This window comes from Siminovitchia terrae (assembly GCF_003605405.2).
Classification (GTDB): domain Bacteria; phylum Bacillota; class Bacilli; order Bacillales; family Bacillaceae_C; genus Siminovitchia; species Siminovitchia terrae.
In genome coordinates, this window is record NZ_QYTW02000024.1 from 1 (window position 1) to 22,448 (window position 22,448).

The 22,448-nt window shown below is 40.5% G+C and carries 24 protein-coding genes and 1 riboswitch; of the genes, 18 read left to right on the top strand and 6 right to left on the bottom strand.

The window, feature by feature from the left end; translation table 11 throughout:
• The first annotated feature begins 418 nt into the window (after nt 1-418).
• The 5 genes from speB to D5F11_RS19085 all read left to right on the top strand — a co-directional run bounded on the left by speB (nt 419) and on the right by D5F11_RS19085 (nt 4,424).
• Nucleotides 419-1,291, top strand: coding sequence for an agmatinase (gene speB / locus D5F11_RS19065; RefSeq protein ID WP_120117865.1), 873 nt, complete (start codon nt 419-421; stop codon nt 1,289-1,291).
• Between the two features lie 215 nt (nt 1,292-1,506).
• Nucleotides 1,507-2,043 (top strand): GTP cyclohydrolase I FolE, encoded by a 537-nt coding sequence (folE, locus tag D5F11_RS19070; protein WP_373316408.1) that lies wholly within the window; start codon nt 1,507-1,509, stop codon nt 2,041-2,043.
• 38 nt (nt 2,044-2,081) lie between these two features.
• Nucleotides 2,082-2,843 (top strand): SDR family oxidoreductase, encoded by a 762-nt coding sequence (locus D5F11_RS19075; RefSeq protein ID WP_120117801.1) that lies wholly within the window; start codon nt 2,082-2,084, stop codon nt 2,841-2,843.
• Between the two features lie 593 nt (nt 2,844-3,436).
• Nucleotides 3,437-4,012 (top strand): dihydrofolate reductase family protein, encoded by a 576-nt coding sequence (locus tag D5F11_RS19080; RefSeq protein WP_120117802.1) that lies wholly within the window; start codon nt 3,437-3,439, stop codon nt 4,010-4,012.
• A gap of 223 nt (nt 4,013-4,235) precedes the next feature.
• Entirely contained in the window at nt 4,236-4,424 is a 189-nt protein-coding gene (locus tag D5F11_RS19085; protein WP_126646631.1) for a hypothetical protein, read from the top strand.
• A gap of 49 nt (nt 4,425-4,473) precedes the next feature.
• Here the strand turns inward: D5F11_RS19085 and D5F11_RS19090 are convergent, their stop codons facing one another.
• Nucleotides 4,474-5,106, bottom strand: a complete 633-nt coding sequence (locus tag D5F11_RS19090) for a 3D domain-containing protein (protein WP_120117803.1) — start codon at nt 5,104-5,106, stop codon at nt 4,474-4,476.
• Nucleotides 5,107-5,659: 553 nt separating this feature from the next.
• Between D5F11_RS19090 and D5F11_RS19095 the strand changes: the two genes are divergently transcribed.
• Nucleotides 5,660-6,010: a cupin gene (locus D5F11_RS19095; RefSeq protein ID WP_313431346.1), complete on the top strand. Its 351-nt coding sequence runs from the start codon at nt 5,660-5,662 to the stop codon at nt 6,008-6,010.
• 60 nt (nt 6,011-6,070) lie between these two features.
• Here D5F11_RS19095 and D5F11_RS19100 read toward each other — a convergent pair whose 3' ends face one another.
• On the bottom strand, nt 6,071-8,083 hold the full coding sequence (locus D5F11_RS19100) for a Na+/H+ antiporter (protein WP_120117804.1): 2,013 nt from the start codon (nt 8,081-8,083) through the stop codon (nt 6,071-6,073).
• A 175-nt stretch (nt 8,084-8,258) separates the two neighbouring features.
• Between D5F11_RS19100 and D5F11_RS19105 the strand changes: the two genes are divergently transcribed.
• The 5 genes from D5F11_RS19105 (at nt 8,259) to D5F11_RS19120 (ending at nt 12,183) form a co-directional block, all read left to right on the top strand.
• Nucleotides 8,259-8,465 carry a hypothetical protein gene (locus D5F11_RS19105; RefSeq protein WP_120117805.1) on the top strand — a complete coding sequence of 69 codons (207 nt, stop codon included), beginning with the start codon at nt 8,259-8,261 and terminating at the stop codon, nt 8,463-8,465.
• Nucleotides 8,466-8,563: 98 nt separating this feature from the next.
• Nucleotides 8,564-8,642, top strand: a riboswitch (glycine riboswitch).
• 96 nt (nt 8,643-8,738) lie between these two features.
• Nucleotides 8,739-9,014: an ACT domain-containing protein gene (locus D5F11_RS19110; protein ID WP_120117806.1), complete on the top strand. Its 276-nt coding sequence runs from the start codon at nt 8,739-8,741 to the stop codon at nt 9,012-9,014.
• A 15-nt stretch (nt 9,015-9,029) separates the two neighbouring features.
• Nucleotides 9,030-10,391, top strand: coding sequence for a PFL family protein (locus tag D5F11_RS19115; protein ID WP_120117807.1), 1,362 nt, complete (start codon nt 9,030-9,032; stop codon nt 10,389-10,391).
• Between the two features lie 37 nt (nt 10,392-10,428).
• Nucleotides 10,429-10,551 (top strand): hypothetical protein, encoded by a 123-nt coding sequence (locus tag D5F11_RS27865; protein WP_280519766.1) that lies wholly within the window; start codon nt 10,429-10,431, stop codon nt 10,549-10,551.
• A 180-nt stretch (nt 10,552-10,731) separates the two neighbouring features.
• Nucleotides 10,732-12,183 carry an alanine/glycine:cation symporter family protein gene (locus tag D5F11_RS19120; protein ID WP_120117808.1) on the top strand — a complete coding sequence of 484 codons (1,452 nt, stop codon included), beginning with the start codon at nt 10,732-10,734 and terminating at the stop codon, nt 12,181-12,183.
• 102 nt (nt 12,184-12,285) lie between these two features.
• Here D5F11_RS19120 and D5F11_RS19125 read toward each other — a convergent pair whose 3' ends face one another.
• Entirely contained in the window at nt 12,286-12,900 is a 615-nt protein-coding gene (locus D5F11_RS19125) for a superoxide dismutase (RefSeq protein WP_120117809.1), read from the bottom strand.
• A gap of 256 nt (nt 12,901-13,156) precedes the next feature.
• Here D5F11_RS19125 and D5F11_RS19130 point away from each other — a divergent pair, with 256 nt between their 5' ends.
• Nucleotides 13,157-13,342: a hypothetical protein gene (locus D5F11_RS19130; protein ID WP_126646632.1), complete on the top strand. Its 186-nt coding sequence runs from the start codon at nt 13,157-13,159 to the stop codon at nt 13,340-13,342.
• A 116-nt stretch (nt 13,343-13,458) separates the two neighbouring features.
• On the top strand, nt 13,459-13,896 hold the full coding sequence (gene psiE, locus D5F11_RS19135) for a phosphate-starvation-inducible protein PsiE (protein ID WP_120117810.1): 438 nt from the start codon (nt 13,459-13,461) through the stop codon (nt 13,894-13,896).
• A 170-nt stretch (nt 13,897-14,066) separates the two neighbouring features.
• On the opposite strand, the gene D5F11_RS19140 is transcribed toward psiE, so the two are convergent.
• Nucleotides 14,067-14,189, bottom strand: a complete 123-nt coding sequence (locus tag D5F11_RS19140; RefSeq protein ID WP_306428779.1) for an anti-repressor SinI family protein — start codon at nt 14,187-14,189, stop codon at nt 14,067-14,069.
• Between the two features lie 215 nt (nt 14,190-14,404).
• The gene (locus D5F11_RS19145) at nt 14,405-15,091 is read right to left on the bottom strand and encodes a response regulator transcription factor (RefSeq protein ID WP_120117812.1); all 687 of its coding nucleotides are present in this window, start codon (nt 15,089-15,091) and stop codon (nt 14,405-14,407) included.
• 252 nt (nt 15,092-15,343) lie between these two features.
• Between D5F11_RS19145 and D5F11_RS19150 the strand changes: the two genes are divergently transcribed.
• The 3 genes from D5F11_RS19150 to D5F11_RS19160 all read left to right on the top strand — a co-directional run bounded on the left by D5F11_RS19150 (nt 15,344) and on the right by D5F11_RS19160 (nt 18,753).
• Nucleotides 15,344-17,404 (top strand): sensor histidine kinase, encoded by a 2,061-nt coding sequence (locus tag D5F11_RS19150; RefSeq protein ID WP_120117813.1) that lies wholly within the window; start codon nt 15,344-15,346, stop codon nt 17,402-17,404.
• 129 nt (nt 17,405-17,533) lie between these two features.
• Entirely contained in the window at nt 17,534-18,151 is a 618-nt protein-coding gene (locus tag D5F11_RS19155; RefSeq protein WP_120117814.1) for a class I SAM-dependent methyltransferase, read from the top strand.
• A gap of 2 nt (nt 18,152-18,153) precedes the next feature.
• Nucleotides 18,154-18,753 carry a class I SAM-dependent methyltransferase gene (locus tag D5F11_RS19160; protein WP_120117815.1) on the top strand — a complete coding sequence of 200 codons (600 nt, stop codon included), beginning with the start codon at nt 18,154-18,156 and terminating at the stop codon, nt 18,751-18,753.
• A 555-nt stretch (nt 18,754-19,308) separates the two neighbouring features.
• On the opposite strand, the gene D5F11_RS19165 is transcribed toward D5F11_RS19160, so the two are convergent.
• Entirely contained in the window at nt 19,309-19,518 is a 210-nt protein-coding gene (locus tag D5F11_RS19165) for a hypothetical protein (RefSeq protein WP_120117816.1), read from the bottom strand.
• Nucleotides 19,519-19,699: 181 nt separating this feature from the next.
• Here D5F11_RS19165 and D5F11_RS19170 point away from each other — a divergent pair, with 181 nt between their 5' ends.
• Nucleotides 19,700-20,407, top strand: coding sequence for an MOSC domain-containing protein (locus tag D5F11_RS19170; protein WP_120117817.1), 708 nt, complete (start codon nt 19,700-19,702; stop codon nt 20,405-20,407).
• Nucleotides 20,408-20,572: 165 nt separating this feature from the next.
• A complete protein-coding gene (locus D5F11_RS19175) occupies nt 20,573-22,423 on the top strand; it encodes an SLC13 family permease (RefSeq protein WP_120117818.1) in 1,851 nt (616 codons plus the stop codon).
• Nucleotides 22,424-22,448 lie beyond the last annotated feature (25 nt).

The window sequence follows — 22,448 nt, forward strand, 5'->3', positions numbered from 1 at the left end:
CGCGAAAGAGGCAAGTAATTTGAAAAAGTGGATAGTATCTCGCGAAAGAGGCAAGTAATTTGAAAAAGTGGGTAGTATCTCGCGAAAGAGGCAAGTAATTCGTCAAAGTGGCAAGTAATTCGTCAAAGTGGATAGTAATCCGCGAAAGAGGCAAGTAATTTGAAAAAGTGGGCAGTATCTCGCAAAAGTGGCAAGTATTTCGGAAAAGCGAAGAGTGTTTCACAAAAGTGCCTATCATTTTAATAAAATGATCAGATTTCCCATGGTTTCTCCTTGAAAAGGCCGATAGGCTATTCTAGTCATTCGGAGCTGCCATATCATGTAGTGGCAGCTCCATTTTTAATAAAAATCGGAGGTATGGACATTGTCGAATCCATTTGAAAATTTTACCCCAGACTTTTGTACGTCAGGTACTTTTATGAGGCTGCCCTCGGAAAGGGAAAATCCGAAAGTGGCCATACTAGGGATGCCTTTTGATACGGCTGCTTCATACAGGGCAGGCGCAAGGTTTGGCCCACAGGCCATTCGGCAAGGATCTTTGACATTATCATCGCAGAATGAATGGTTAAAGGTTTCCCCTTTTGAAGATACGCGGGCAATTGATATAGGGGATTTGCCTGTGATCACCCAAAATATTCATAAAAGTTATGATATTATGGAAAAAGCCATGCTGGAATTGATGAAGGAAAACATCATTCCCATCGGACTGGGAGGAGACCACTCCATTACATTGGCAAGTCTTCGTGCTGCAGCTAAAGTACATGGACCTGTGGCTTTACTTCAATTTGACTCCCACACAGATACATGGGATACGTATATGGATGAAAAATACTGGCACGGTTCCCCTTTTATCCGAGCATATGAAGAGGGGCTTGTACAGCCGGATAAAGTTGTCCAAATTGGTATGCGTGGCTGGGATATTGATTCCAGTTTGGAATTGGGATACAACGTGGTTACACAGGATGAGCTGTTCACTCGGGGAATTGACGATGTTGTTCAACAGGTAAAAGAAATAATTGGTGACACACCTTGCTTTTTAACATTTGATATTGATTTTGTTGACCCTGCTTATGCACCGGGTACCGGAACTCCAGAGGTTGGGGGATTCAGTAGCCATGAAGCTTTAAAAATGGTCCGTTCTCTGACGGACATGAATTTCATTGGGTTTGACCTTGTTGAAGTATTGCCTTCATTCGATCCAACCCAAATAACAGCTCTGTTGGCTGCGACAATTGTTCACAACTTTGGAAGCCTTGCTGCCGTTCAAGTAAATCAAGAAAAGGTAAAATAGTTGAAACCGCTCCATGCCAAGCGGTTTTTTTTATGGATCAGACGTTTATTTCAAAAAGAACAAAATGGCTGGTTCATGTATAATAGAATTGTATGTAAAAAAGGAGGTCAAAAAGAATGCCTGCTGATATTAAATTAATTTCTGAAAAGCTTCCGGATCTTTTTTCAGGAGATACGGATGATATAGCACGAAAAATAGACAAATCCCAAGACTATATGGAAGGTGTCAGAAACCTTATCGAGCTTTGTGGAGATGATCCAAATCGGGAAGGCCTTGAAGAAACGCCATTCAGGGTTTTAAAAGCTTTCCTTGAATATACGGAAGGATATAAAGAGAATCCTGCCGTTCACTTAAAAAAAACCTTCGATGTACAACATAAAGAATTGGTTTTGGTTAAAAATATTGAGTTTTATTCCATGTGCGAGCATCATTTTGCACCGTTTTTTGGCGTGGCTCATGTTGGCTATATGCCTGACACTAAGATTACAGGGCTATCCAAAATTGGCCGGATGGTTGAAGGGTATGCTAAGCGTTTCCAAGTTCAGGAAAGGCTGACAAATGAGATTGCGGATGCCATAACGGATATTTTAGAGCCTCAAGGGACAATGGTAGTGGTTGAAGCGAAACATATGTGCATGTGTGGAAGAGGGATAAAAAAGTCCAACTCTTCGACAACAACAACGGCTGTTAGAGGTTTGTTTGAGGAAAGATCTGATGCACGCATGGAATTTTTATCTCTGATCAATCGGTAATCGTCACAGTGCTGTGAAAGGGTGAAGAGGTGAGCGAAATGAGACATGCAATCATCACGGCGGGCTCAAAAGGGATTGGCCGTAAAGTTACCGAGGCATTCCTTCAGAAGGGCTGTAGTGTGACTGTGAATTATTATAGCGACGAAGACAGGATTAAAGAACTTATCGAGGAATGGGAACCTTATAAGGAACAGTTGCAGTTTGTTCAGGGGAATGTAACTCGGAAAGAAGATATTGCTAACATTGTTGAGCAGGCGATGAGCAGATTCGGCAGAATCGATTATTTGATTAATAATGCAGGTCCGTATATTTTTGAGAGAAAAAAATTGGTGGATTATGAAGACAGTGAATGGTATGAGATGATTGACGGGAATTTAAACGCCGTTTACCACTTTTTAAAATTAACCATCCCGGTGATGAGGAAGCAAAGGTTTGGAAGAATTATCACCTACGGTTTTCAGGATGCTGAACATTCACCAGGATGGATGTATCGTTCCGCTTTCAGTGCAGCCAAAGTGGGGCTGGCCTCACTGACGAGGACCATTGCTCTGGAAGAAGCAGAATATGGAATTACAGCTAATATGGTCTGTCCAGGAGACATTGTCGGAGAAATGAAAGAAGCCGATATTGAAGCGGCTAGGGAAATAAAACATGAGCAAACACCGATTGGCAGATCTGGAACAGGGGAAGATATTGCCCGACTGATTGGTTTTATTTGCGATAAAGATTCAGATTTGATTACAGGCAGTATTATTTCTGCCTCAGGCGGAATCAATGTTGTCAATCGACATAAAAAATGATGGGCTCCGAATAGGGGCCCATCATTTTTGGGAGCAACTAATTTGATTGGTGCAAAGCTCCCCTTTGAAGGTTTGGTCAGTGTTTCAACGAAGCAAAGGCGACGTCAAAACAGGTTTCTGAATCATTGTTTTGGAGAAAATCCTTCTTCCATCAAACATATCCAACTATTGTCAGCCTTTATCTTTTAACTTCATTCAGCAGAAGTCTCCCACTTCTGTAAGTGGTGAGATGAATGCATATTGTTATTCCATTCAGTGGGGTTTCAAACCCCGGCTGAATAAAGTCAAAGCCTCCGGCGGATGCCACAGATTTTCATAGGAAATTTATCGAGCGGAGCTCGATAAAATCTGGGCGCAAATACGCCAAGGCGCATTTGATTTTACAATAAAGTCTTATAAAAAATAATAAAGTTGTTAAAAAATGCGAGTCATTCTATTCTACAATCGGTCCATATTGTTGAATACGATATGTTAAAATATTAGTAAATTGACAGCTGAAATCACAGACAACCTGTTTTGTTAAAATCCTACATAACGTTTACAAAGAGGTGCTATAGCAATAACTAAAAAAGGTATAGGAAAGAAGGTTCTCTATGGGAAAAGTAATCGCTGGTATGACCATGTCTTTGGACGGCTTTATTAATGACCGTAACGGAAGCGCGGAAAAACTGAGTCCAGATTTTGAAGAGCTCCTTGAGACTCCTTCTTTCAAGGAAATGACAAAAAACACCGGTGCTGTTATTATGGGCAGACGTGTGTATGAGATGGCAGATCCATTTTTGTGGGCTAACGATGATTATGAATTCCAAGTTCCCATTTTTGTCTTGACACATACACCTCCAGCAAAGTATCCCAAGGGAAATGACAAACTTAGCTTTACCTTTGTAACTGATGGCGTTGAGGGTGCTATTTCTCAGGCAAAGAAAGCAGCGGGTGATAAGATTGTTCAGGTAATAGGTGGCGCAAGCACCATTCAACAGTGCCTTAATTCAGGGCTATGCGATGAATTACAGATAGATATTATGCCTGTTCTCCTTGGAAATGGACTAAGCCTATTTCAAAATATAGACACAGATAAGCTAAAGCTTGAAAGAACTAAAGTAGAAGAAACTACCCCTATTAGAACAAGTATTACATTTAGGGTTACGAAGACGAACCCTGGGGTATAGTTGAGCGCTCGGGAGTGCTCAAGAAAGCAGCCTAATCTTGCGGTTTACCGGTTCTTGTCGCGTCTGAGCCATGCCCCTGTTTCGGGCGCTATTGTTGAATAAACCTTAGATTTTTAAACGACTTTATTATTATATCTTTTAAGTATAGTGAAGTATCTTACATCAAAAATTAAACAACTATATTTTTAACCCCGTCCTAAATTCAGAACGGGGTTATGCTTGTTTGGCTTTTAAATTAAATAAATTTATTGTCTTTTTACATCAAAGCCTCCGGCGGATGCACAGATTTTCAAAGGGAATTTATCGAGCGGAGCCCGATAAAATCTGGGCGCAAATACACCAAGGGGCATTTGATATTTGTCATTTCCTGGGAAATATTAACAGGAATTGTCGGATGGTGACAAATATATAAACATGTAATTAAAAACCCGAATGCTTCATAGCATTCGGGTTTAGAAGTTTTAATAATAGACTTTGATTTTTACAGTTCTTACGCCCCAGTTTAGAGCTTTCTTTTGAGTAGGCATATGAAGGTCGATTTTGTTTTTCTTAATGGCGCCGCCAGTATCTCCTGCAACTGCCATCCCGTATCCCTCAACATATACTTTGGATCCTAGAGGAATTTGCTTTGGATCAACAGAGATAACTTTAGCATTCGGGTTTTTATTTAGGTTGATGCCAGTGGCGGTAATACCGCTACAACCTTTGCATTTCGCAGTATAGGCGGTTGCTTTTACTGTCATCGTTTTATAGGCAGCTTTTTTAGCAGTTGTTTTTTTCTTAGCTGTAGTTTTCTTAGCCGCAGTCTTTTTAGCCGGAGCTTTCTTGGCAGTTGCTTTTTTCGCAGTTGCCTTTTTGGCTTTAGACTTTGCTGCAGGTTTAGTAATCTTCAAAACTTGGTTTATTCTGATGTTATCACTTTTCAGGCCGTTCCAGCTTTTGATCTGTTTAACGGTTACCTTATGTTTGTTTGCGATTTTCCATAATGAATCGCCTTTTTGTACTTTATATGTAGTGCTGGCGGCTGAGGAAGCTCCTGTGAAACCAAATACTAGAAATAAAGCGGTTAAGGCTGATATTGCGATTTTCTTCAAAATAATGTACCCCTTTTGTTCTTGGTAGGCTCAGTATAACAATCGAATGTAACAAGAATGTTTCAAAGGTGTAGTATTTATGTTACAAATGGTGAATTATGGTTTTTTTTCCAAGGGAAAAGTAAATATTATTTCTGAACTCGGTATAACACTTATACAACTATCAATCAATCATTAGAATGTCGGGAGTTTACAATATATGAGATTAGAAGGCAATGGGCCAGCACAAATGTTGAAGAGGCAACTTGATTCTCGTACTGATTTTTACTTTTCTTGATCTTGGAGCGTTGATGAATAAATATAGACAACAAGCTATGATCATACAGCTCCGTACCTCTGAAAAGGAAGGAACAACTTGACAATTTTGTATCTGTCGATACGACAGATACAAAATTGTCTGGACTGATAGGGAAGGAGAGAGAATAGTTGGACATAAATGTAAGAACATTCATGTTTACTGACGATGGCGAGATGCCTAACAATGCTGATTTCCCAGTTATTGTGTATGAGGGGAGAGCTCGTAAGGGATTGAAAAGGCTTTTATTAGGCATAATTGGACCAATGGCTGGGAGGGAGACGTATTCAGTATCACCACTATCACAGCAATACCCATGAAGTGCTTGGTGTCACTAAAGGAAATGCCACCATCCTTGTCGGAGAAGAAGGCGAAAGGCTGGAGCTCCAAGAAGGTGACGTCATCGTGCTCTCCGCAGGTACTGGTGTGGAAAGCAGCGATGATTTTGAAGGGGTTGGAGGTGATCCTGGTGGTATGTACTATAATTCGAGAACGTGGGATCCGGAAGAGAGGAATCAAGCGGTGTCAGAGGTTGGGCATGTACCAATACCTGAAACGGATCCAGTCTTCGGCAATACCGACCCAATGCTTGATAAGTGGAAAAAATAAAACCCTCGGCCCGCCGAAGGTTTTATTTTTTTGGAAATTACTTACGTCTGGAAAGCCTCCCTATTCAGTACGCTCATACAAGGTCACACTTTCAATGTAATTGGTGAATCTTCTTAATTCCCTTGCTTGTTCCTTGGTAATTTCCCCTGATTGATACAATTCATGGATTTTTGAGCGTTCCTCGTCCATTACTTTGATGCGAAGCTCTTCTTTTTGCTCCTCTATTAATTCGTCATAATGAAAAGAAGGCTTTTTTAATTGCTCAATCATTCTTTCATAATCAAGGATCACTGCATAAACCAAATCCTTTTTTTCGGCTCCTTTTGCATTTTCTTCTAATGCTTCAAGAGCCGCTTGAAATGCTTTGATTTGAACTTGCTTCCTTAAATGTATTTTGGCTTTCTCATTTTTTCTCTTGTACAATATATAGCGTCTCAAACCTCTGATAGCCAATCCGAGGAGGTACATGAATCTGGATCTGACATTGTTAGAAAGAACTTCTTCCCGATGATTGAGGGATCTTTCAAATGTTTCAAAGACGTCGTCATCAATTACGTTCTTATCCATAAGTTCTTGTATATACTTTCTTTCGGCCCTTAAACCGATTAATCGTAAATCCGCTATTCTTCGTCGTTCATCACTGGTTTCCTCCGCCATCTTCCGTTTTGGATGTATACGTTGAAACTCCTTTTTATATTCGTTCATCAGATCGTGAGCAGCCGTTATATTTTCTTCATTCATTTCCAGCCGGATAGTTTGGATCGCTGTATGCAGAATTTTTCTTTTCGCTTCCGTTAAATCTTTTTCGGCCGTTTCCGATTGAACATCGTTACTCAAAAGTGGCAAGAATAATGTAGCAGCAATAAGCGTAAAAAGTATGACACCTGCAGCTAAAAAAAGAATTAAAGAACGTTCAGGAAATGCACTTCCACCTTTAATGATAAATGGAATGGAAAGGACCCCTGCCATTGTGACTGCACCGCGAACGCCAGTTAAACTAATGAATAAGCTTGTCTTTAAACTGGGCTTTATGGACTTGTTTGATTTATTATGCCTATAAGCGGAATAAGAAAAAATATACGACCACATAAAACGAATGCCCAATATAACAAGTCCGATCAAAATAACGTATAGAATGGCCAAACCATTTCCTATATTTGGATTTCCAACAGTAGCCTCCATAGATGAGGGAATGTTCAAGCCTAATAAAAGAAAAACAATTCCATTTAGGACAAAAAGCACAATGGTCCAAATATTTTCCGTAAGTATTTGTTCTTCCGCGTTTAAAGTTTCTGAATGCTCTTTTATAAGAGTATAGGCAATTCCAGCCATCACAACCGCAATCACGCCAGATGCATGAAAGAACTCTTCGGCGATTATATAGATAAGGAAGGGGGTCAGTATTTGTAACAATGAGTGAAAAGTGGCATCACTAACTCCTTGTTTCTGCAGTGTGAAACGAACCCACGTGATGATAAGAATAAGAATGAAACCCAGTATAGCCCCGGCTAAAAACACATAGGTAAAATCAATAAGCGCTTTTGATAAAGAAAAGTAACCGGTCACGACAGCTGCCACAGCATAGTTAAAAGCAACCAAACCAGATGCATCGTTGATCAGAGACTCGCCTCTAACCAGATTCAATACCCTTTCAGGAATATGAATCCGTTTCGCAATTCCATTCACCGCCACGGGGTCTGTTGGTGATAAAATGGCTGCAAGAGCAAATGCCGCAGTGAGCGGAATACTAGGAATTAACCAATGTATAAAAAAGCCGCCCCCAATCGTAGTTAACAGAACAAGAACAATGGCGTTCCCAAAGATAGGAGCTCTCATTTTCCATAATTCCTCACGCGGATAATGCCTTCCATCGTTATATAAGAGAGGCGCCACAAATAACAGTAAAAACCATTCGGTTTCAATAGTGAACGTTAAATCTTCAAGGAAAAAAGCCAAAATAATTCCAAAAGCAATTTGTGTTAATGCTGTAGGAATGAAGGGGATATAGTGGCTGATTACATTTGAAATTAATAAGCAAACGAGTAGTAATATTACGATCATTAATAACTTCATCCTGGAAGCCCCTTCTGAAATCAATACTTTATTTTTTTATACCCTTTATTATGGTTCCCATACAAGTAATTTACTTAACAATTTTTCAGGAACTTGGGAGGAAAAGTTGTGTTCCTAGGTTAAGTAGGGGGTTAATTTCATTCAGCAGAAGTCTCCCACTTCAGTAAGTGGTGAGATGAATGCGTATTGGTATTCCATTCAGTGGGGGTTCAAACCCCGGCTGAATAAAGTTAAAGCCTCCGGCAGATGCCACAGATTTTCAGAGGAAATTTATCGAGCCAAGCTCGATAAAATCTGGGCGCAAATACGCCAAGGTGCATTTGATATTTTACTTGGGCCGAGGGATGCAAGCCTAAAAAATCAGTTTTCGAATATGATTTAACAAGCGAAAACAACTATTGACGTTCTATTATAATGATTGATAAAATAACTTAACATCTAAAAAAATAAGCGATGAGGGTTATGGGTAACACTATAACAAGAGCAGCTTCTGGAGAGACCGTGAAATGCACGGCGCCGAAGGATTCACAATCTCAGGCAAAAGGACAGAAGAGTAACTTACGAACGTTTTTTGTATGTTATTCTACTATCTTTGAGATTGGAGCAGCTCCAATCTTTTTTTGTTTTCTAAAAACATTTTTGAGGTGACTTGCAAATGGAGAAGAGACGTGCAGTAGTAAGCGTAGTGGGAAAAGATCAGGTTGGCATTATTGCAAGTGTGACGAAAATACTCGCCGAAAATCAGGTGAACGTCCTTGATATAAGCCAGACGATTTTGCAGGACTTTTTTACAATGATGATGGTTGTCGATGTATCTGAGATAGAAAACCTGCACTCCCTGCAGAAACAATTTGATGAGCTTGGAGACAAGATTGGACAGAAGATCAATATTCAACAGGAAGAAATATTTCAATCCATGCACCGGATTTAAGAAGGAGGTTTGAACATGAATATAGCCCTGACTGAAATGATGGAAACGATCAGAATGGTTCAGATGGAAAATCTGGATATACGTACAGTCACAATGGGTATCAGTTTGTTAGACTGTGCAGATTCTGATTTTGAAAAAATGAATAAACAGGTCTATGACAAGATCACAGGCTATGCCGGCCGCTTAAAAAGCGTTGCCGAAGAAGTGGAAAAAGAATATGGGATTCCGATTGTCAACAAACGCATTTCCGTAACACCCATTGCGGAAATTTTAGGCAATGCCACAAAAGATCAGGCTATTGAGCTGGCCAAAACGCTTGATAAAGCAGCCAAGACACTCGGCGTTGATTTTATTGGTGGATATTCGGCTCTTGTACATAAGGGAATCACTAAAGGAGACCAAACGCTGCTTGATGCGCTTCCGGAGGCACTGAGCGTGACTGAGCGGGTCTGTTCATCGGTTTCTGTTGCTACAACAAGGACGGGCATCAATATGGATGCTGTCGGTTTGATGGGGAAAATCATTAAAGAAGCAGCTGATAGGACAAAAGATCAAAACGGACTGGCCTGCGCGAAGCTTGTTGTATTTAGCAACCCGGTTGAGGATAATCCTTTTATGGCGGGTGCCTTCCATGGGACTGGCGAAGGTGAGGTTGTCTTAAATGTCGGGGTCAGCGGCCCCGGCGTTGTTCTGAATGCTTTAAGGCGTCATCCTGATGCAGATCTTGGCCAAGTGGCGGATGTCATAAAGAAAACCGTCTTTAAGATAACACGTGCCGGTGAATTAATCGGACGGGTCGTGGCAGACCGTTTAGATGTACCTTTCGGAATCATGGATTTATCACTTGCACCGACAAATGCATTAAATGACAGTGTGGCGGAAATCCTTGAAGAAATCGGACTGGAGCGAGTTGGGACCCACGGAACGATTGCAGCGCTTGCCTTAATGAATGATGCAGTAAAAAAAGGAGGCGCTATGGCGAGTTCTTATGTTGGCGGGTTGAGCGGGGCTTTCATCCCTGTCAGCGAAGATGAAGGGATGATCCGTGGAATCATGGATGATGCACTAACCTTATCCAAGCTTGAAGCCATGACGTGCGTCTGCTCTGTTGGGTTAGATATGATTGCATTATCCGGCGATGCTTCTCCGGAAACCTTAGCGGCCATTATAGCTGACGAAGCGGCTATTGGCATGATCAACAAAAAGACGACAGCTGTTCGTGTTATCCCTGTTCCGGGTAAAAAAGAGGGGGACATGGTAGAATTCGGCGGACTGCTCGGACGTGCACCCGTATTGGGAGTCAATGCCTTCAGTTCGGAAAAATTCATCCGCCGCGGCGGACGTATTCCTGCACCATTGCAGTCATTGATTAATTAACTTCATTCAGTAGAAGTCTCCCACTTTAAGTAGTGAGATGAATGCATATTGGTATTCCATTCAGTGGGGGTTCAAACCCCGGCTGAATAAAATCTGGGCGCAAATACGCCAAGGCGCATTTGATAGTGGAAACCAAATTTTTACAAATTATGTGAAATAGCCCCATCGGGACTGTTGGTTAGAACCGGCAGTTCCGATGTTTTTTTTATGCAATTAGCCAAAATATACACCGTGTTTTTTAAATTTTTAAAAAATTATATTGAGATTCGCGAAGGTTGAATGTATAATTAGTAAACGCTTACATTATTTTGAAATAACAAAATCCAAGGAGGGGGAAGGAATGGCACTATTTGTTGAACGGCTTAATGATGTGTTATGGAGTTCTCCGATTATTTATTTGTCACTAGGAATAGGGGTTCTTTTTTCAATCATGACTCGGTTTTTGCAACTTCGGCTGATTAAAGATATGGTGAGTCAGCTCTTCTCAGGAAAAAGTTCAGACGCAGGAATTTCATCTTTTCAGGCAATGTCTGTCGCACTTTCCGGTCGAGTCGGCACCGGTAATATTGCCGGTACCGCGACTGCAATTGCCTTTGGCGGCCCCGGAGCTATTTTTTGGATGTGGGCAATTGCTTTCCTTGGTGCAAGCACAGCATATGTTGAATCTACGTTGGCGCAAATCTACAAAGTGAAGCAGGATGGTCAATACCGCGGTGGGCCAGCCTATTATATTGAAAAAGGGATGGGGAAAAAGTGGTACGCGGTTATTTTTGCAGTGGCTTCCGCAATTGCCATGTCGTTACTTATGCCAGGTGTCCAAGCAAACTCTATTGCGATGGGACTTGATAATGCATTTGGTTTAAGTACACTCATTACAGGTATCATTATCGTATTATTATTGGGATTTATTATTTTTGGCGGTATTAAACGAATTGCAAAAGCTGCACAATTAATTGTTCCTTTCATGGCAGTCGGTTATGTCCTCGTTTCCTTAATTGTCATTGCTTTTAACATAACGGAATTACCGGCAATTCTTGCATTGATTTTTAGAAGTGCTTTCGGTTTTGATGCAGCCTTCGGCGGAATTATCGGGATGGCGATTTCATGGGGGGTAAAGCGAGGGATTTATTCGAACGAGGCAGGTCAAGGATCAGGAGCACATGCTGCGGGGGCAGCGGAAGTGTCTCACCCGGCAAAGCAAGGACTTGTTCAAGCTTTTTCCGTCTATATTGACACACTTGTTGTCTGTTCCGCGACTGCTTTCATGGTTATTATTACAGGGATGTATAATACTGTTCGGCCGGATAATACATTCATTGTTAAGCGATTGGGTGATGTTGAGCCGGGTCCTATTTATACACAAGCTGCAGTAGAAACAGTTCTGCCCGGATTTGGTGCAGGCTTTGTTGCTATCGCTCTCTTCTTCTTTGCATTTACAACGATCATGGCCTATTACTATATTGCTGAAACGAATATAGCTTATCTCACCAGGGGAAGAGACGGAAGGCTAGCTATGTTTGTTGTTAAGATTGTTCTATTAGCTGCCTCTTTTTATGGAAGTGTAAAAACAGCGAAAGTTGCGTGGGATCTCGGAGATATTGGTCTTGGAATAATGGTTTGGTTAAACTTAATAGCCATCTTGATTCTCTACAAACCGGCTATACTCGCTTTAAAAGACTATGAACAGCAGCGTAAAGAAGGAAAGGATCCTGTTTTTGATCCGGAAAAAATCGGAATTAAAAATGCGGACTTTTGGGAAAGCGAAGATTTTGATAAACGTGATGTAAGCTAATTTGTAAAACATGGGGTATTCTTCAGGGCAGGATCATTTAAAAAGGCTCCCGGGTTACCAGTCCGGGAGCTAAATGGCATACGAATGACTTCAACTATTAACTTACTTCAACGCTTCCAAATACAATTCATTCACTTTATCCCAATTCACAGTGTTCCACCAATTCGTGACGAATTCCGGTCGTCTGTTCTGATACTTTAAATAATAAGCATGCTCCCAGACATCAATGACAAGCAGCGGTTTTTTCCCGGCCATTAATGGAGTGTCCTGATTTGCTGTACTTATGATTTCTAACTCATTCCCATTAAGTACTAGCCAGCCGTATCCACTGCCAAACCGGGAAATGGCGGCTTTGGACAGCTTATCTTTAAAGTCATCAAAGGTTTTAAAGTAAAAGTCGATGGCTTTGGCTATATCTCCCTTTGGTTCATCACCTCCTTTAGGACTCATCACTTCCCAAAATAGGCTATGACAATAATGCCCTCCGCCGTTATTTCTTACACCTGTCTGCACTTCTTCAGGCAAAGAGTTTAAATTGCTGAGCAAGTATTCAACAGGTTTACTTTTTAAATCATCGTACCCGGCTAATACATTATTTAAATTATTGACGTATGTAGCATGATGTTTATCATGGTGAATCTCCAATGTTCGTGCGTCAATATATGGCTCTAGTTCATCATAATCATAGCTTAGCGCGGGTAAAACAAATGAAGACATTCCGATATCTCCTTCCTTTTTTCTCAATTAAGTTTACTTTGGTAAAAAAAGTTTACCTAATGCAAAATCTACAATATCTATATTCAAAAGTCAATTGGCTTGTGAAAAAATAGGAATTTAGTATGACATTGATTCGGGATAAGCTATTTAAAGAGTGAACCTCTTGACTTCAATCGCACTTCCGCATGAAGGGAGTCGTATTTAACTTCATTCAGCAGAAGTCTCCCACTACTGTAAGTGGTGAGATGAATGCCTATTGGTATTCCATTCAGTGGGGGTTCAAACCCCGCTGAATAAAGTAAAAGCCTCCGGCGGATGCCACAGACTTTCAGAGGAATTTATCGAGCAGAGCTCGATAAAATCTGGGCGCAAATACACCAAGGCGCATTTGATAAGGTTAAAAAATGGCAATCTGAATCCTGAGTTCAAGCGGTGTGTATAGAGCCCCAATAAGCAATTCCAAGTAGCCTTAATTTGTCATACAATCGAGCATTTTCTAAATAAATCTCAAAGGAGGAATCGTTTAAAATAAAAGTAGAAAAGTCAGAGGAGGCGTAAATGAATAAACTAAAGAGTTTAACTTTGGAACAGTTGATCCCGAAAGTGCTACAGGCCGTACTTAATATTTCACTCATTTTCTTGGCAATCATTTTATCCGTGCTACTTGTTCAAGAGCTGTTCATTTTCGGCCAAATTCTGCTGCAAAAAGAAAACAATGATTATAAGCTTTTCCTGGCGAATATCCTTCTTTTCTTTTTATACTTTGAGTTCATCACCATGATTGTAAAATATTTTAAAGAGGACTATCATTTTCCCCTGAGATACTTTCTTTACATCGGCATCACAGCGATGATCAGATTGATCATCGTCGATCACGATCATCCCATCAATACTTTGCTTTATTCGCTAGTCATTCTTATCCTAATCATCGGCTATTTCATTATGAATATTACCCCTCGTGAAAGACCTGATAGCAGGAGGTTTTTTAAAAATTAAATTTTTGAAAAATGGCATTGTCATTCGTAAATTTTTAAATGACTATTAATTTGGGGTCATTATTATAAATATCGATTTATGGATTTTTTTGATTTATGACGATTATCATTGGTGTTGATAATGAATAGATATAAAAACACGGGTTAATTGATTAGGCGAGTCCTAATCAATTAACCCGTGTTTTTTTCTGTTCTTATCTGTTCTTTTAATAAAAACTCCCTGATTTCTTCCAATGTCAATCCCATATGCTTAGCTAGTGTAATCAACTCCACCCATTCTGGATCTAATGCCACTTTCAAAATAAGGCCCCCTCCTTATGTATCTGTAGCAATTAAAAACATTTTATCGTACATAGGTTAAAATGAAGTTAAAAAAATAAAGTATTGGGAAAATTTATTTGTTTTTTTAAAAAATAAAAGACTGTCTAGGGCCTAAACAGGAGATAGACAGCCTTAAGACAGAGAAATCGATACTTTTTGTTGGGAAAATTTAAGGTGAAATGCTTAATTTAGTGATTTCCTATAGAGAGTTTGTAACCGAAACCTCTCTCTGTCTGAATGTATTTTGGCTTTTTAGGGTTATCCTCAATCTTTTTTCTCAGGGTGCTTAAATGAACCTGGACTGTTTTCAGGTCTGCATTTGAATCCATTCCCCATATACGATCATAAAGCTGTTCTGCGCTGAATACTTGGTTTGGGTTTTGGGCCAAATAGAAGAGGAGCATCTTTTCTTTAGTAAATAGGTCGACTTTCAGGTTGTTTTTATGAACAGTCTTATTCATAAGGTTGATCGTCAAATCTCCCAGCTTTAAAATTTCGGAAGCTGCCAAGCCGGTTCTTCTAATGTTCGCTTTAACCCTAGCAATCAATTCAACAGGGTCGAATGGTTTAATGATAAAGTCGTCGCAACCGATCTCAAAACCCTCAAGCACGATGTTTTTTGACTTTTCACCAGTAATAAATATGAGGATGCCATCGGACTTTTCTCTGAACTTCCGAGCAACATCAAAGCCATTTTTGTCCGGGAGGTGAATATCAAGCAGGAGAATGTCAGGTGCCATTTCATCAATTAAACGCATCCCCTCAGATGCGCTTGCTGATGAAAGGACGATAAATCCTTCCTTCTCGAGATAAATACGGAGAATAGTGATAATGGAGTGCTCGTCTTCAACAATTAATATTTTAATTGTATTCATGGCAATCCCCTTCCTATTTCAGCTACGAGATAACCCTTCTCTGTGGGATAAAGGCATTAAAGAGTTTTTGGGGAAGGATACAAATCCATAATCCTCTTATTACGAAAAATAATTAAATTAGTGTTTAATTATTATATCAATTTAGTTCCCTCTATTCATAACTTTACAAATATTGTCGAACGATTTCTGAAAAAAGTAGGGATTAATCAAGTAAAATTGGGACTAAAGTTTGGATGTGATAGGGTGTTCGTGATGAAAATAAAACAAACAATCCTTTTTTGTGCTATAACTTTTCTTCTAGCAGCCTGTTCAGCGAAAGAGGAGAGAGATGATACACAGCAAGGGCTATATATCATGAACCACTTTTCGAAGATCGATACAGAAAATTTGAATGGGGATTGGGAATTCTACTGGCATGAGCTGCTTTCCCCTGATGATTTTAAAAGAGGGGATCAACCGTCTCCCCATTTGATGAAGGTCCCTAATCCATGGAGCAGCTATGAGCTGGATGGAGAGCGGCTGCCCCAACAGGGATATGCGACTTACCGCCTGCAAATGGAATTTCCACAAAGTGAAGTAGGAACAGCCAAGGCCCTTTATATACCAGAAGTTTCATCGGCTTATAAACTTTGGATTGACGGTGAACCTAAGGCTGTAAATGGAAAGGTTGGGAAAAGCACAGGTTTAATGAATCCACAAAACATCCCCAGAACGATTCAATTTCAGGTTTACGATCAGAAAATTGAACTCGTGATGCAAGTATCCAACTTTTATCAATGGAAAGCGGGGATCGTTGACTCTATTTTAATCGGAGAGCCCGAGGTCATTGCCCAATATCGGGAAAAGAAACTTCTTTTTCGGTCGATGATTGTGATGTGCTTGGTGGTGATGGGGCTGTATCATGTAGCTTTATTTGGTTTGCGCAGAAGTGAACTGCCGCTGATTTTTTTCGGGCTGGTCTGTTTGTTCGTGTCGATAAGAGCGGTACGTTTGGACGGTATTCTTGCCTTTTATACGCTGCCATTTTTAAGCTGGGATTGGGGTAAGAAGCTTGAGTATCTGGGAGCATCCCTCGGTATCCTATTTTTTGTCTTGTATACATATACGCAGTTCCCTAAAGACATGAGTTGGAAGATAAGAAATATTATTGTTGCTACGCTGGCGTCTTATGGTCTTTTTGTTATCTTGACGCCGGCCATTGTTTTTACAAATACAATGAAGCTTCTTCAACTACTCATCGTGGTTATATTGATCTATTTAATCTATGTCGATATGAGAGCGCTTATAAAAAAACGAGAGAGCTCCTTGTTGAATGCTATAGCCAATCTATTATTCTTTCTGGCGATTATGAATGATGTCTTGTTCTATAATCATTTGATCAAAACGACTGAGTTGGCATCTGTCGGGCTGTTTTTCTTTTTATTCACACAATCTATTATTATTTCACGGCACTATTCAAAATCCTTTAAGCACACGGAAAAGCTGTCGCGTGATTTGGCGAAGCTGAATGCATCACTGGAACAGCAAGTGCATGAACGGACGATTGAGCTCCGGCAAATGAACAGGGATCTTCAAACGGCCAATCAAAAATTAAACGAGGCCCATCAATCAAGAAGCAAATGGATACGGAATATTTACCATGAGATTGCAACACCGCTGACAACTATACGGGCTTATACGAAAGGAATATTGGATGGCGTTATTAACTCCGATAGGAAGTTCATCCAGCTTGTTCACGAACAAAGCTTGTACCTTTCTCGAATGCTGAATGATTTGCATGACATGACGGAAATAGAGAATAGAGAGATTGCATTTAACAGGAAGAAAGTCAACGTACGTGAGTATTTGAGAAAAATTTATGACAAATACAAGATAGATATAGAAAAACAGGGGATTTTATTTCTCTATGAAGAATCGATTTCCGAGGATGATGATCTTTTTGTGTTGATAGATAAACACAGGATTGAACAAGTAATTGTCAATTTCCTGAAAAATGCTCAAAAGTTTATTGAGCATGACGGAGTTATCAAATTAGCAGTGACAAAGGACGAAAGCCAACAGCTCGTTATCAAAGTTAAGGACAATGGAGCAGGTATAAATGAAAACGAAATCAATCTCGTATTCGAACGCTTCTTTCGAAGCAGGCGTCATGATGATGTGGAGAACGGCTCTGGACTAGGCTTGGCGATCGCAAAGGAAATTATTGATTATCATGGGGGAACGATAGGTGCTACAAGCAAAGAAGGTGAGGGAAGCTGCTTTTACTTTAAGCTTCCAATTGTCTCCACTGTTTCAAAGACACACGGAAAATAAGGAATTCGTGTGTTTTTGAATGGAACCTTAAATTATTTTTTCGTCTTTGAATATAGTAAGATTAGGAAAATGGGAAATGTTGAAGGGTTATCTGTATTGAATGAATAAAATATTTTCGGGAGCTGTTTGATGATTGATTATAAGCAAGATAAACTTTTATCTATAAAGACCACTGATGAACAGCGGATATTTCCAGCGGAACCGCATTATAACCCTTATGAACCGACCCCTTATGAGGCATTGGATCAATTGTTCTCGCGGTACAGACTGACAGCGGATGCTTGCCTTGTGGATATGGGCTGCGGAAAGGGAAGAGTCCCCTTTTATGTTCATTATCATTTCCAGGCCTCTGCCGTTGGAATTGAGATGAATCCCGCTTTGTATGAGGATGCGCTTAAGAACAAAGCAAGCTATAGCAGAAAGGCAAAGCGTAGAAGAGGAAGCGTTGAATTTCAATGTATACTGGCACAGGAATATAATATACAACCGGGGGATAACGTATTTTTCTTTTTTAATCCCTTTTCTGCACAAATTTTTATGACGGTTGTACAGCATATTTTGGAGTCCGTAGAAAAATATCCTCGCACAATCGACCTGATTTTATATTACCCATCCCACGAATATGTATATTATTTGTTAAATCACACTCAGTTCAAGCTTGTGGAGGAAGTCCGGCTGGATTGCTTTTATGAACGTAATGATCATGAACGAATTTTGATTTATCGAATGAACAAAGGAGGACTTTAAAAATGGGAAACAAGTGGCATGAACGATTTGATACGGAAGAATATATTTACGGTGAGGAACCGAATTCTTTTATCAAAAGTGAAGCGGGCCGGCTGAGGGATTGCCCGGCTGTAGTTTGTTTCGCCGAAGGAGAAGGACGGAATGCTGTCTTTTTAGCAAAAAAAGGGCATAAAGTGACGGCTCTAGATTATGCGGAGAGCGGTCTTCAGAAAACTCAGAAGCTGGCTGAAAAAAATCAGGTGAAAGTGGAGACCAAAAGGGCGAACCTCTTAGAATACGAGGCAGAAGCTGACCAATTTGATGCGGCAGTCATGGTATTCGGCCATTTTTATAGACAAGACCAAAAGAACGTCTTTGAAAAACTACTGAAAGCGGTCAAGCCTGGTGGGATCATTATGTTAGAAGTGTACTCAACAGAGCAGATCGAATATGGAACAGGCGGCCCTCGTGATGTGGAGATGCTGTATGATCCTCAAGATATTCTTGAATGGAGCCGCGGCCATCACATCATACACTTTTTCTATGGAGAACAGGTCAGGGAGGAAGGAATACTTCATACAGGAAAAGCACACGTCATCCAATTGGTGTTAAAAAAGAACTGATTGCATGTTATTCTATTGATCTTTCGGGAGCAATTTATAAGAACCGTCGTAAATGTTTTAAATGAATAAACTCCACTATTCTGTATTAGTACAAATAGCGGAATTTGTCCTCATTCAAGGGGTACTATAAGTTTCCCATAAGAGAGGGTTTTCCCCATCCCGCTAAAGGTATACATCTTTTTGCTAAAAAAAGAGAGTGTGTTTTTGCATCCTCATTCCCGGGAAACCAATTCCATTCCATGATATTTATAGAGCAGAGGATAAACCTCTTTGTATATTCTAACGCTAATGAGATATTTTTAGGGTAAGCACTATCCGTTAAATCTTAGCTGCTTAAACTCATAAGCTACCCTAAAGGGTGGTCAATTTGTTGAGAAAGTAGGTGTATTTTCTCTACAAGCTTTTTTATTTTACATTTGGATTTTTGTGGTTTTGTTAATAATATAAAGACTCCCATGCACCAAGACTTTCCTGTCCAGGTGCATAGCAATCGAACTTGTAAAGAAAAAACGTTTTTTTGCAAGATGAGAAAAGGTCTTTGTCTTTCTCTTTTAATTATTTTTCACACGAAAAAGAGTAATCTAAGTTAAAAAATGTCATTTCTACAGCTATTTCACCATCTAAATCAAGACAGCCTTCAGAAAGAGCACTAATTTCCTTGCTATTAAAATAAATTTTAGAAGAAATTAAGAACGATGCGACTACGATAATTAATGTAACTATAATGGATAATCGTTGTGGAATTGTTAATTTTTTCAGCCCCATTGAATCCCATCCCTTTTTATTTTAAGTTCCCTTTTTACTTTACTATACGCGCTCTTTTTTTGCTTTTATTGTTAATCAATCCCACCTACTACTGTGGAGTATGCCAATAAGGTGCTCTGCTCTTTTTTTGGCAATGATGTTAAAAGAAAGCTAAAATATAACTATAGGTGGGGATACTGAAATGGACGTATTGCTGGAACGAATCTATGTCGGGCAGCCGAAGACTGTCGGAGAAAAGGGTGCTGCTCTTCCAATGGATCGTGAGTGGAGGAGCGGGATATTTAAAGAGCCTGTTGAAGGTCCTATATTGCTAGAGAAAACAAACTTGGCTGGAGACGGCCAGGCAGATTTGAAACATCACGGCGGACCTGAAAAAGCAGTATTTGCTTATCCTTCGGAACACTATTTATTTTGGCGAAAAGAGCTTCCGGATACAGAAATTTTTTCAGGCGGAATAGGAGAAAACTTTTCTTTGATAAATCAGCTTGAAAACTCTGTTTCAATCGGGGATATTTACGAAATCGGCGATGCTGTGATCCAGGCATCACAGCCGAGGCAGCCGTGTTGGAAGCCTGCTCGCCGGTTCAAAGTGAAGAATCTGGCATTGCTATTGCAAAATTCAGGTCGAACAGGCTGGTACTACCGTGTATTGAAAGTGGGGCGTGTTGAAGCCGGACAGGAACTGGCACTAATTGATCGGCCATATCCTCATTGGACGATTGAAAAATGTAATACAATCATGCACGTGGAGAAATATAATGTAGAAGAGGCAAAATTACTATCTCAATGTGAAGCTCTATCGCTAAATTGGAGAACCACTTTGGAGAAGCGGATTGAAAAAGGGGAGGACCCGGATGTTAGAAAAAGAGTGATTGGGCCGAACGAATAACATTATAGATTGGAGCATCTGTTACATACTGCGTCAATTTGTCGCTCAAAATGCTCGAATCGAGGCCGTGATTACACGAATTCATCACAAATTTCCGCGAATTTCGTGAGCGGTTCTCAACATTTTGCTATACAATTGACAATAAGCTTCTAAGAAAGGATTCAGATGACTTTGGACCTTATTTTGACATTCATTATTTTGGCTATCACGATCATTTTATTCATGTCCAACCGGATACGGGCGGATTTAGTGGCGGTCATGGCATTGTTGGCATTTGTTCTGACGGGAATCTTAAGTCCGACAGAAGCCCTTGTTGGTTTTTCCAACTCGGTTGTCATAATGGTCGCCGGATTGTTTATTATTGGAGCGGGGATTTTACGTACAGGGCTTGCACAAATGGCCAGCAACTTCGTACTTCGTTCCGCAGGGGATAATGAGAATAAACTGTTCGTCATTTTGCTGATTATTGTAGCGTTTATCGGAACATTTATGAGCAATACAGGTACGGTTGCCATCATGCTGCCGATTGTCGTGAGTATTGCTATTAGCATAAAAAGTACACCATCTAAATTTTTAATTCCGCTGTCGTACGTGGCAAGCTTTTCCGGACTGTTGACGCTCATTGCGTCGCCTGCCAACCTGATTGTCAGCGAGACGCTTGCTGAAAACGGATATGAAAAGCTAAGCTTCTTTGACATTACACCAGTGGGTCTTGTTGGTGTCATTACAGGCATTATTTATTTATATTTGGTTCGCAATAAGTTGCTTCCTAAAGGGAAGAACAGGGGAAATGCGGAAGACGAGCATCAATTATCTCCGGAACAACTCGCGGATGACTATCAGCTCGGAGGAAAACTGTTTCGAGTAAGGGTGCCGGAAGACTCAGAAATGGTCGACAAAAAGCTAACGGAATTGGGAACACCGGCTAGCTATAAAGTATATATTTTAAAAATCGTGAGAAAATCGGCAGAGGGTCTGAATTTATTGCCAATGACCTACCATGAAATGGCCGGTCCGAATAGTGTCATCCAGCCGAAGGATATTCTTTATTTGCAGGGAACTTTGGAAAACGTGGAAAGAATGGTGGAGGACTTCGGTTTAATGTTTGAAGAAGAGGAGTCTGAGGCCGATGAGCTGGTGTCAAAGCAGCTCGGAATCGCGGAAGTCTTGCTGACTCCGCATTCCACTTTAATTAATCAGACTGCCAAAAGCATCGGATTTAGGGAAAAGTATAACCTAAATATCCTAGGCATTAACCGCCAGGGGCAATATGTTTTGAAAGAGCCGTCGAAACAGAAGCTTCGTTTCGGGGATGCGTTGCTTGTTCAGGGGTCTTGGTCTTCAATAGAACTACTGGCGCGAGAAACGAACGACGTAGTCGTTGTGGGACAGCCACAAGAGCATGCTAGTGCAGCTGCTGCAAGCGGCAAGGCGCCGATCGCGGCGGGAATTATTTTATTGATGGTTTTTCTAATGGTCTTTGATATTTTTCCTACAGTGATTTCAGTTTTAATCGGAGCAGTATTAATGATTTTGACTGGCTGCCTCCGGAATATGGATGATGCATATAGCCAAGTCAACTTCGAGACCATCGTACTTGTTGCCGCCATGCTTCCAATCGCTACAGCTTTGGAAAAAACGGGTGGAATCATGATTCTGTCGGAAGGAATCATCAATGCGCTCGGCGGTTTAGGAAGCTTGGGTGTATTCGCCGGCATTTATCTGCTGGCTATGACGTTCGGGCAATTTATCAGCAACACGGCTACGGCTGTCCTGTTTGCGCCTATTGCGATGAACGCGGCACTGACCATCGATGCCAATCCCTATACGTTTTTAATTGGCGTCGCCGTTGCATCCAACATGGCTTTTGCAACTCCTGTTGCATCACCTACAAACGCCATGGTAATGACAGCGGGGGGTTACAAGGTCTCTGACTTCGTCAAAATCGGAGTGCCATTAATGGCGGTGGTTTTTGTTGTGATGATGTTTGCGATTCCGTTTTTCTTCCCGTTGTAAGGGAAAGGAACAAAAAAGGGGTCTG

Bases quoted from the DNA above. Each gene is read 5' to 3' on its own strand.
- D5F11_RS19115 (WP_120117807.1), top strand. From the start codon at position 9,030: ATGAATATAGCCCTGACTGAAATGATGGAAACGATCAGAATGGTTCAG.
- D5F11_RS19175 (WP_120117818.1), top strand. From the start codon at position 20,573: ATGACTTTGGACCTTATTTTGACATTCATTATTTTGGCTATCACGATC.
- D5F11_RS19075 (WP_120117801.1), top strand. From the start codon at position 2,082: ATGAGACATGCAATCATCACGGCGGGCTCAAAAGGGATTGGCCGTAAA.
- D5F11_RS19160 (WP_120117815.1), top strand. From the start codon at position 18,154: ATGGGAAACAAGTGGCATGAACGATTTGATACGGAAGAATATATTTAC.
- D5F11_RS19100 (WP_120117804.1), bottom strand. From the start codon at position 8,083: ATGAAGTTATTAATGATCGTAATATTACTACTCGTTTGCTTATTAATT.
- D5F11_RS19145 (WP_120117812.1), bottom strand. From the start codon at position 15,091: ATGAATACAATTAAAATATTAATTGTTGAAGACGAGCACTCCATTATC.
- psiE (WP_120117810.1), top strand. From the start codon at position 13,459: ATGAATAAACTAAAGAGTTTAACTTTGGAACAGTTGATCCCGAAAGTG.
- D5F11_RS19110 (WP_120117806.1), top strand. From the start codon at position 8,739: ATGGAGAAGAGACGTGCAGTAGTAAGCGTAGTGGGAAAAGATCAGGTT.
- D5F11_RS19170 (WP_120117817.1), top strand. From the start codon at position 19,700: ATGGACGTATTGCTGGAACGAATCTATGTCGGGCAGCCGAAGACTGTC.
- D5F11_RS19080 (WP_120117802.1), top strand. From the start codon at position 3,437: ATGGGAAAAGTAATCGCTGGTATGACCATGTCTTTGGACGGCTTTATT.
- D5F11_RS27865 (WP_280519766.1), top strand. From the start codon at position 10,429: ATGAATGCATATTGGTATTCCATTCAGTGGGGGTTCAAACCCCGGCTG.
- D5F11_RS19120 (WP_120117808.1), top strand. From the start codon at position 10,732: ATGGCACTATTTGTTGAACGGCTTAATGATGTGTTATGGAGTTCTCCG.
- D5F11_RS19165 (WP_120117816.1), bottom strand. From the start codon at position 19,518: ATGGGGCTGAAAAAATTAACAATTCCACAACGATTATCCATTATAGTT.
- D5F11_RS19155 (WP_120117814.1), top strand. From the start codon at position 17,534: ATGATTGATTATAAGCAAGATAAACTTTTATCTATAAAGACCACTGAT.
- D5F11_RS19105 (WP_120117805.1), top strand. From the start codon at position 8,259: ATGAATGCGTATTGGTATTCCATTCAGTGGGGGTTCAAACCCCGGCTG.
- D5F11_RS19150 (WP_120117813.1), top strand. From the start codon at position 15,344: ATGAAAATAAAACAAACAATCCTTTTTTGTGCTATAACTTTTCTTCTA.
- folE (WP_373316408.1), top strand. From the start codon at position 1,507: ATGGAAGGTGTCAGAAACCTTATCGAGCTTTGTGGAGATGATCCAAAT.
- D5F11_RS19125 (WP_120117809.1), bottom strand. From the start codon at position 12,900: ATGTCTTCATTTGTTTTACCCGCGCTAAGCTATGATTATGATGAACTA.
- speB (WP_120117865.1), top strand. From the start codon at position 419: ATGAGGCTGCCCTCGGAAAGGGAAAATCCGAAAGTGGCCATACTAGGG.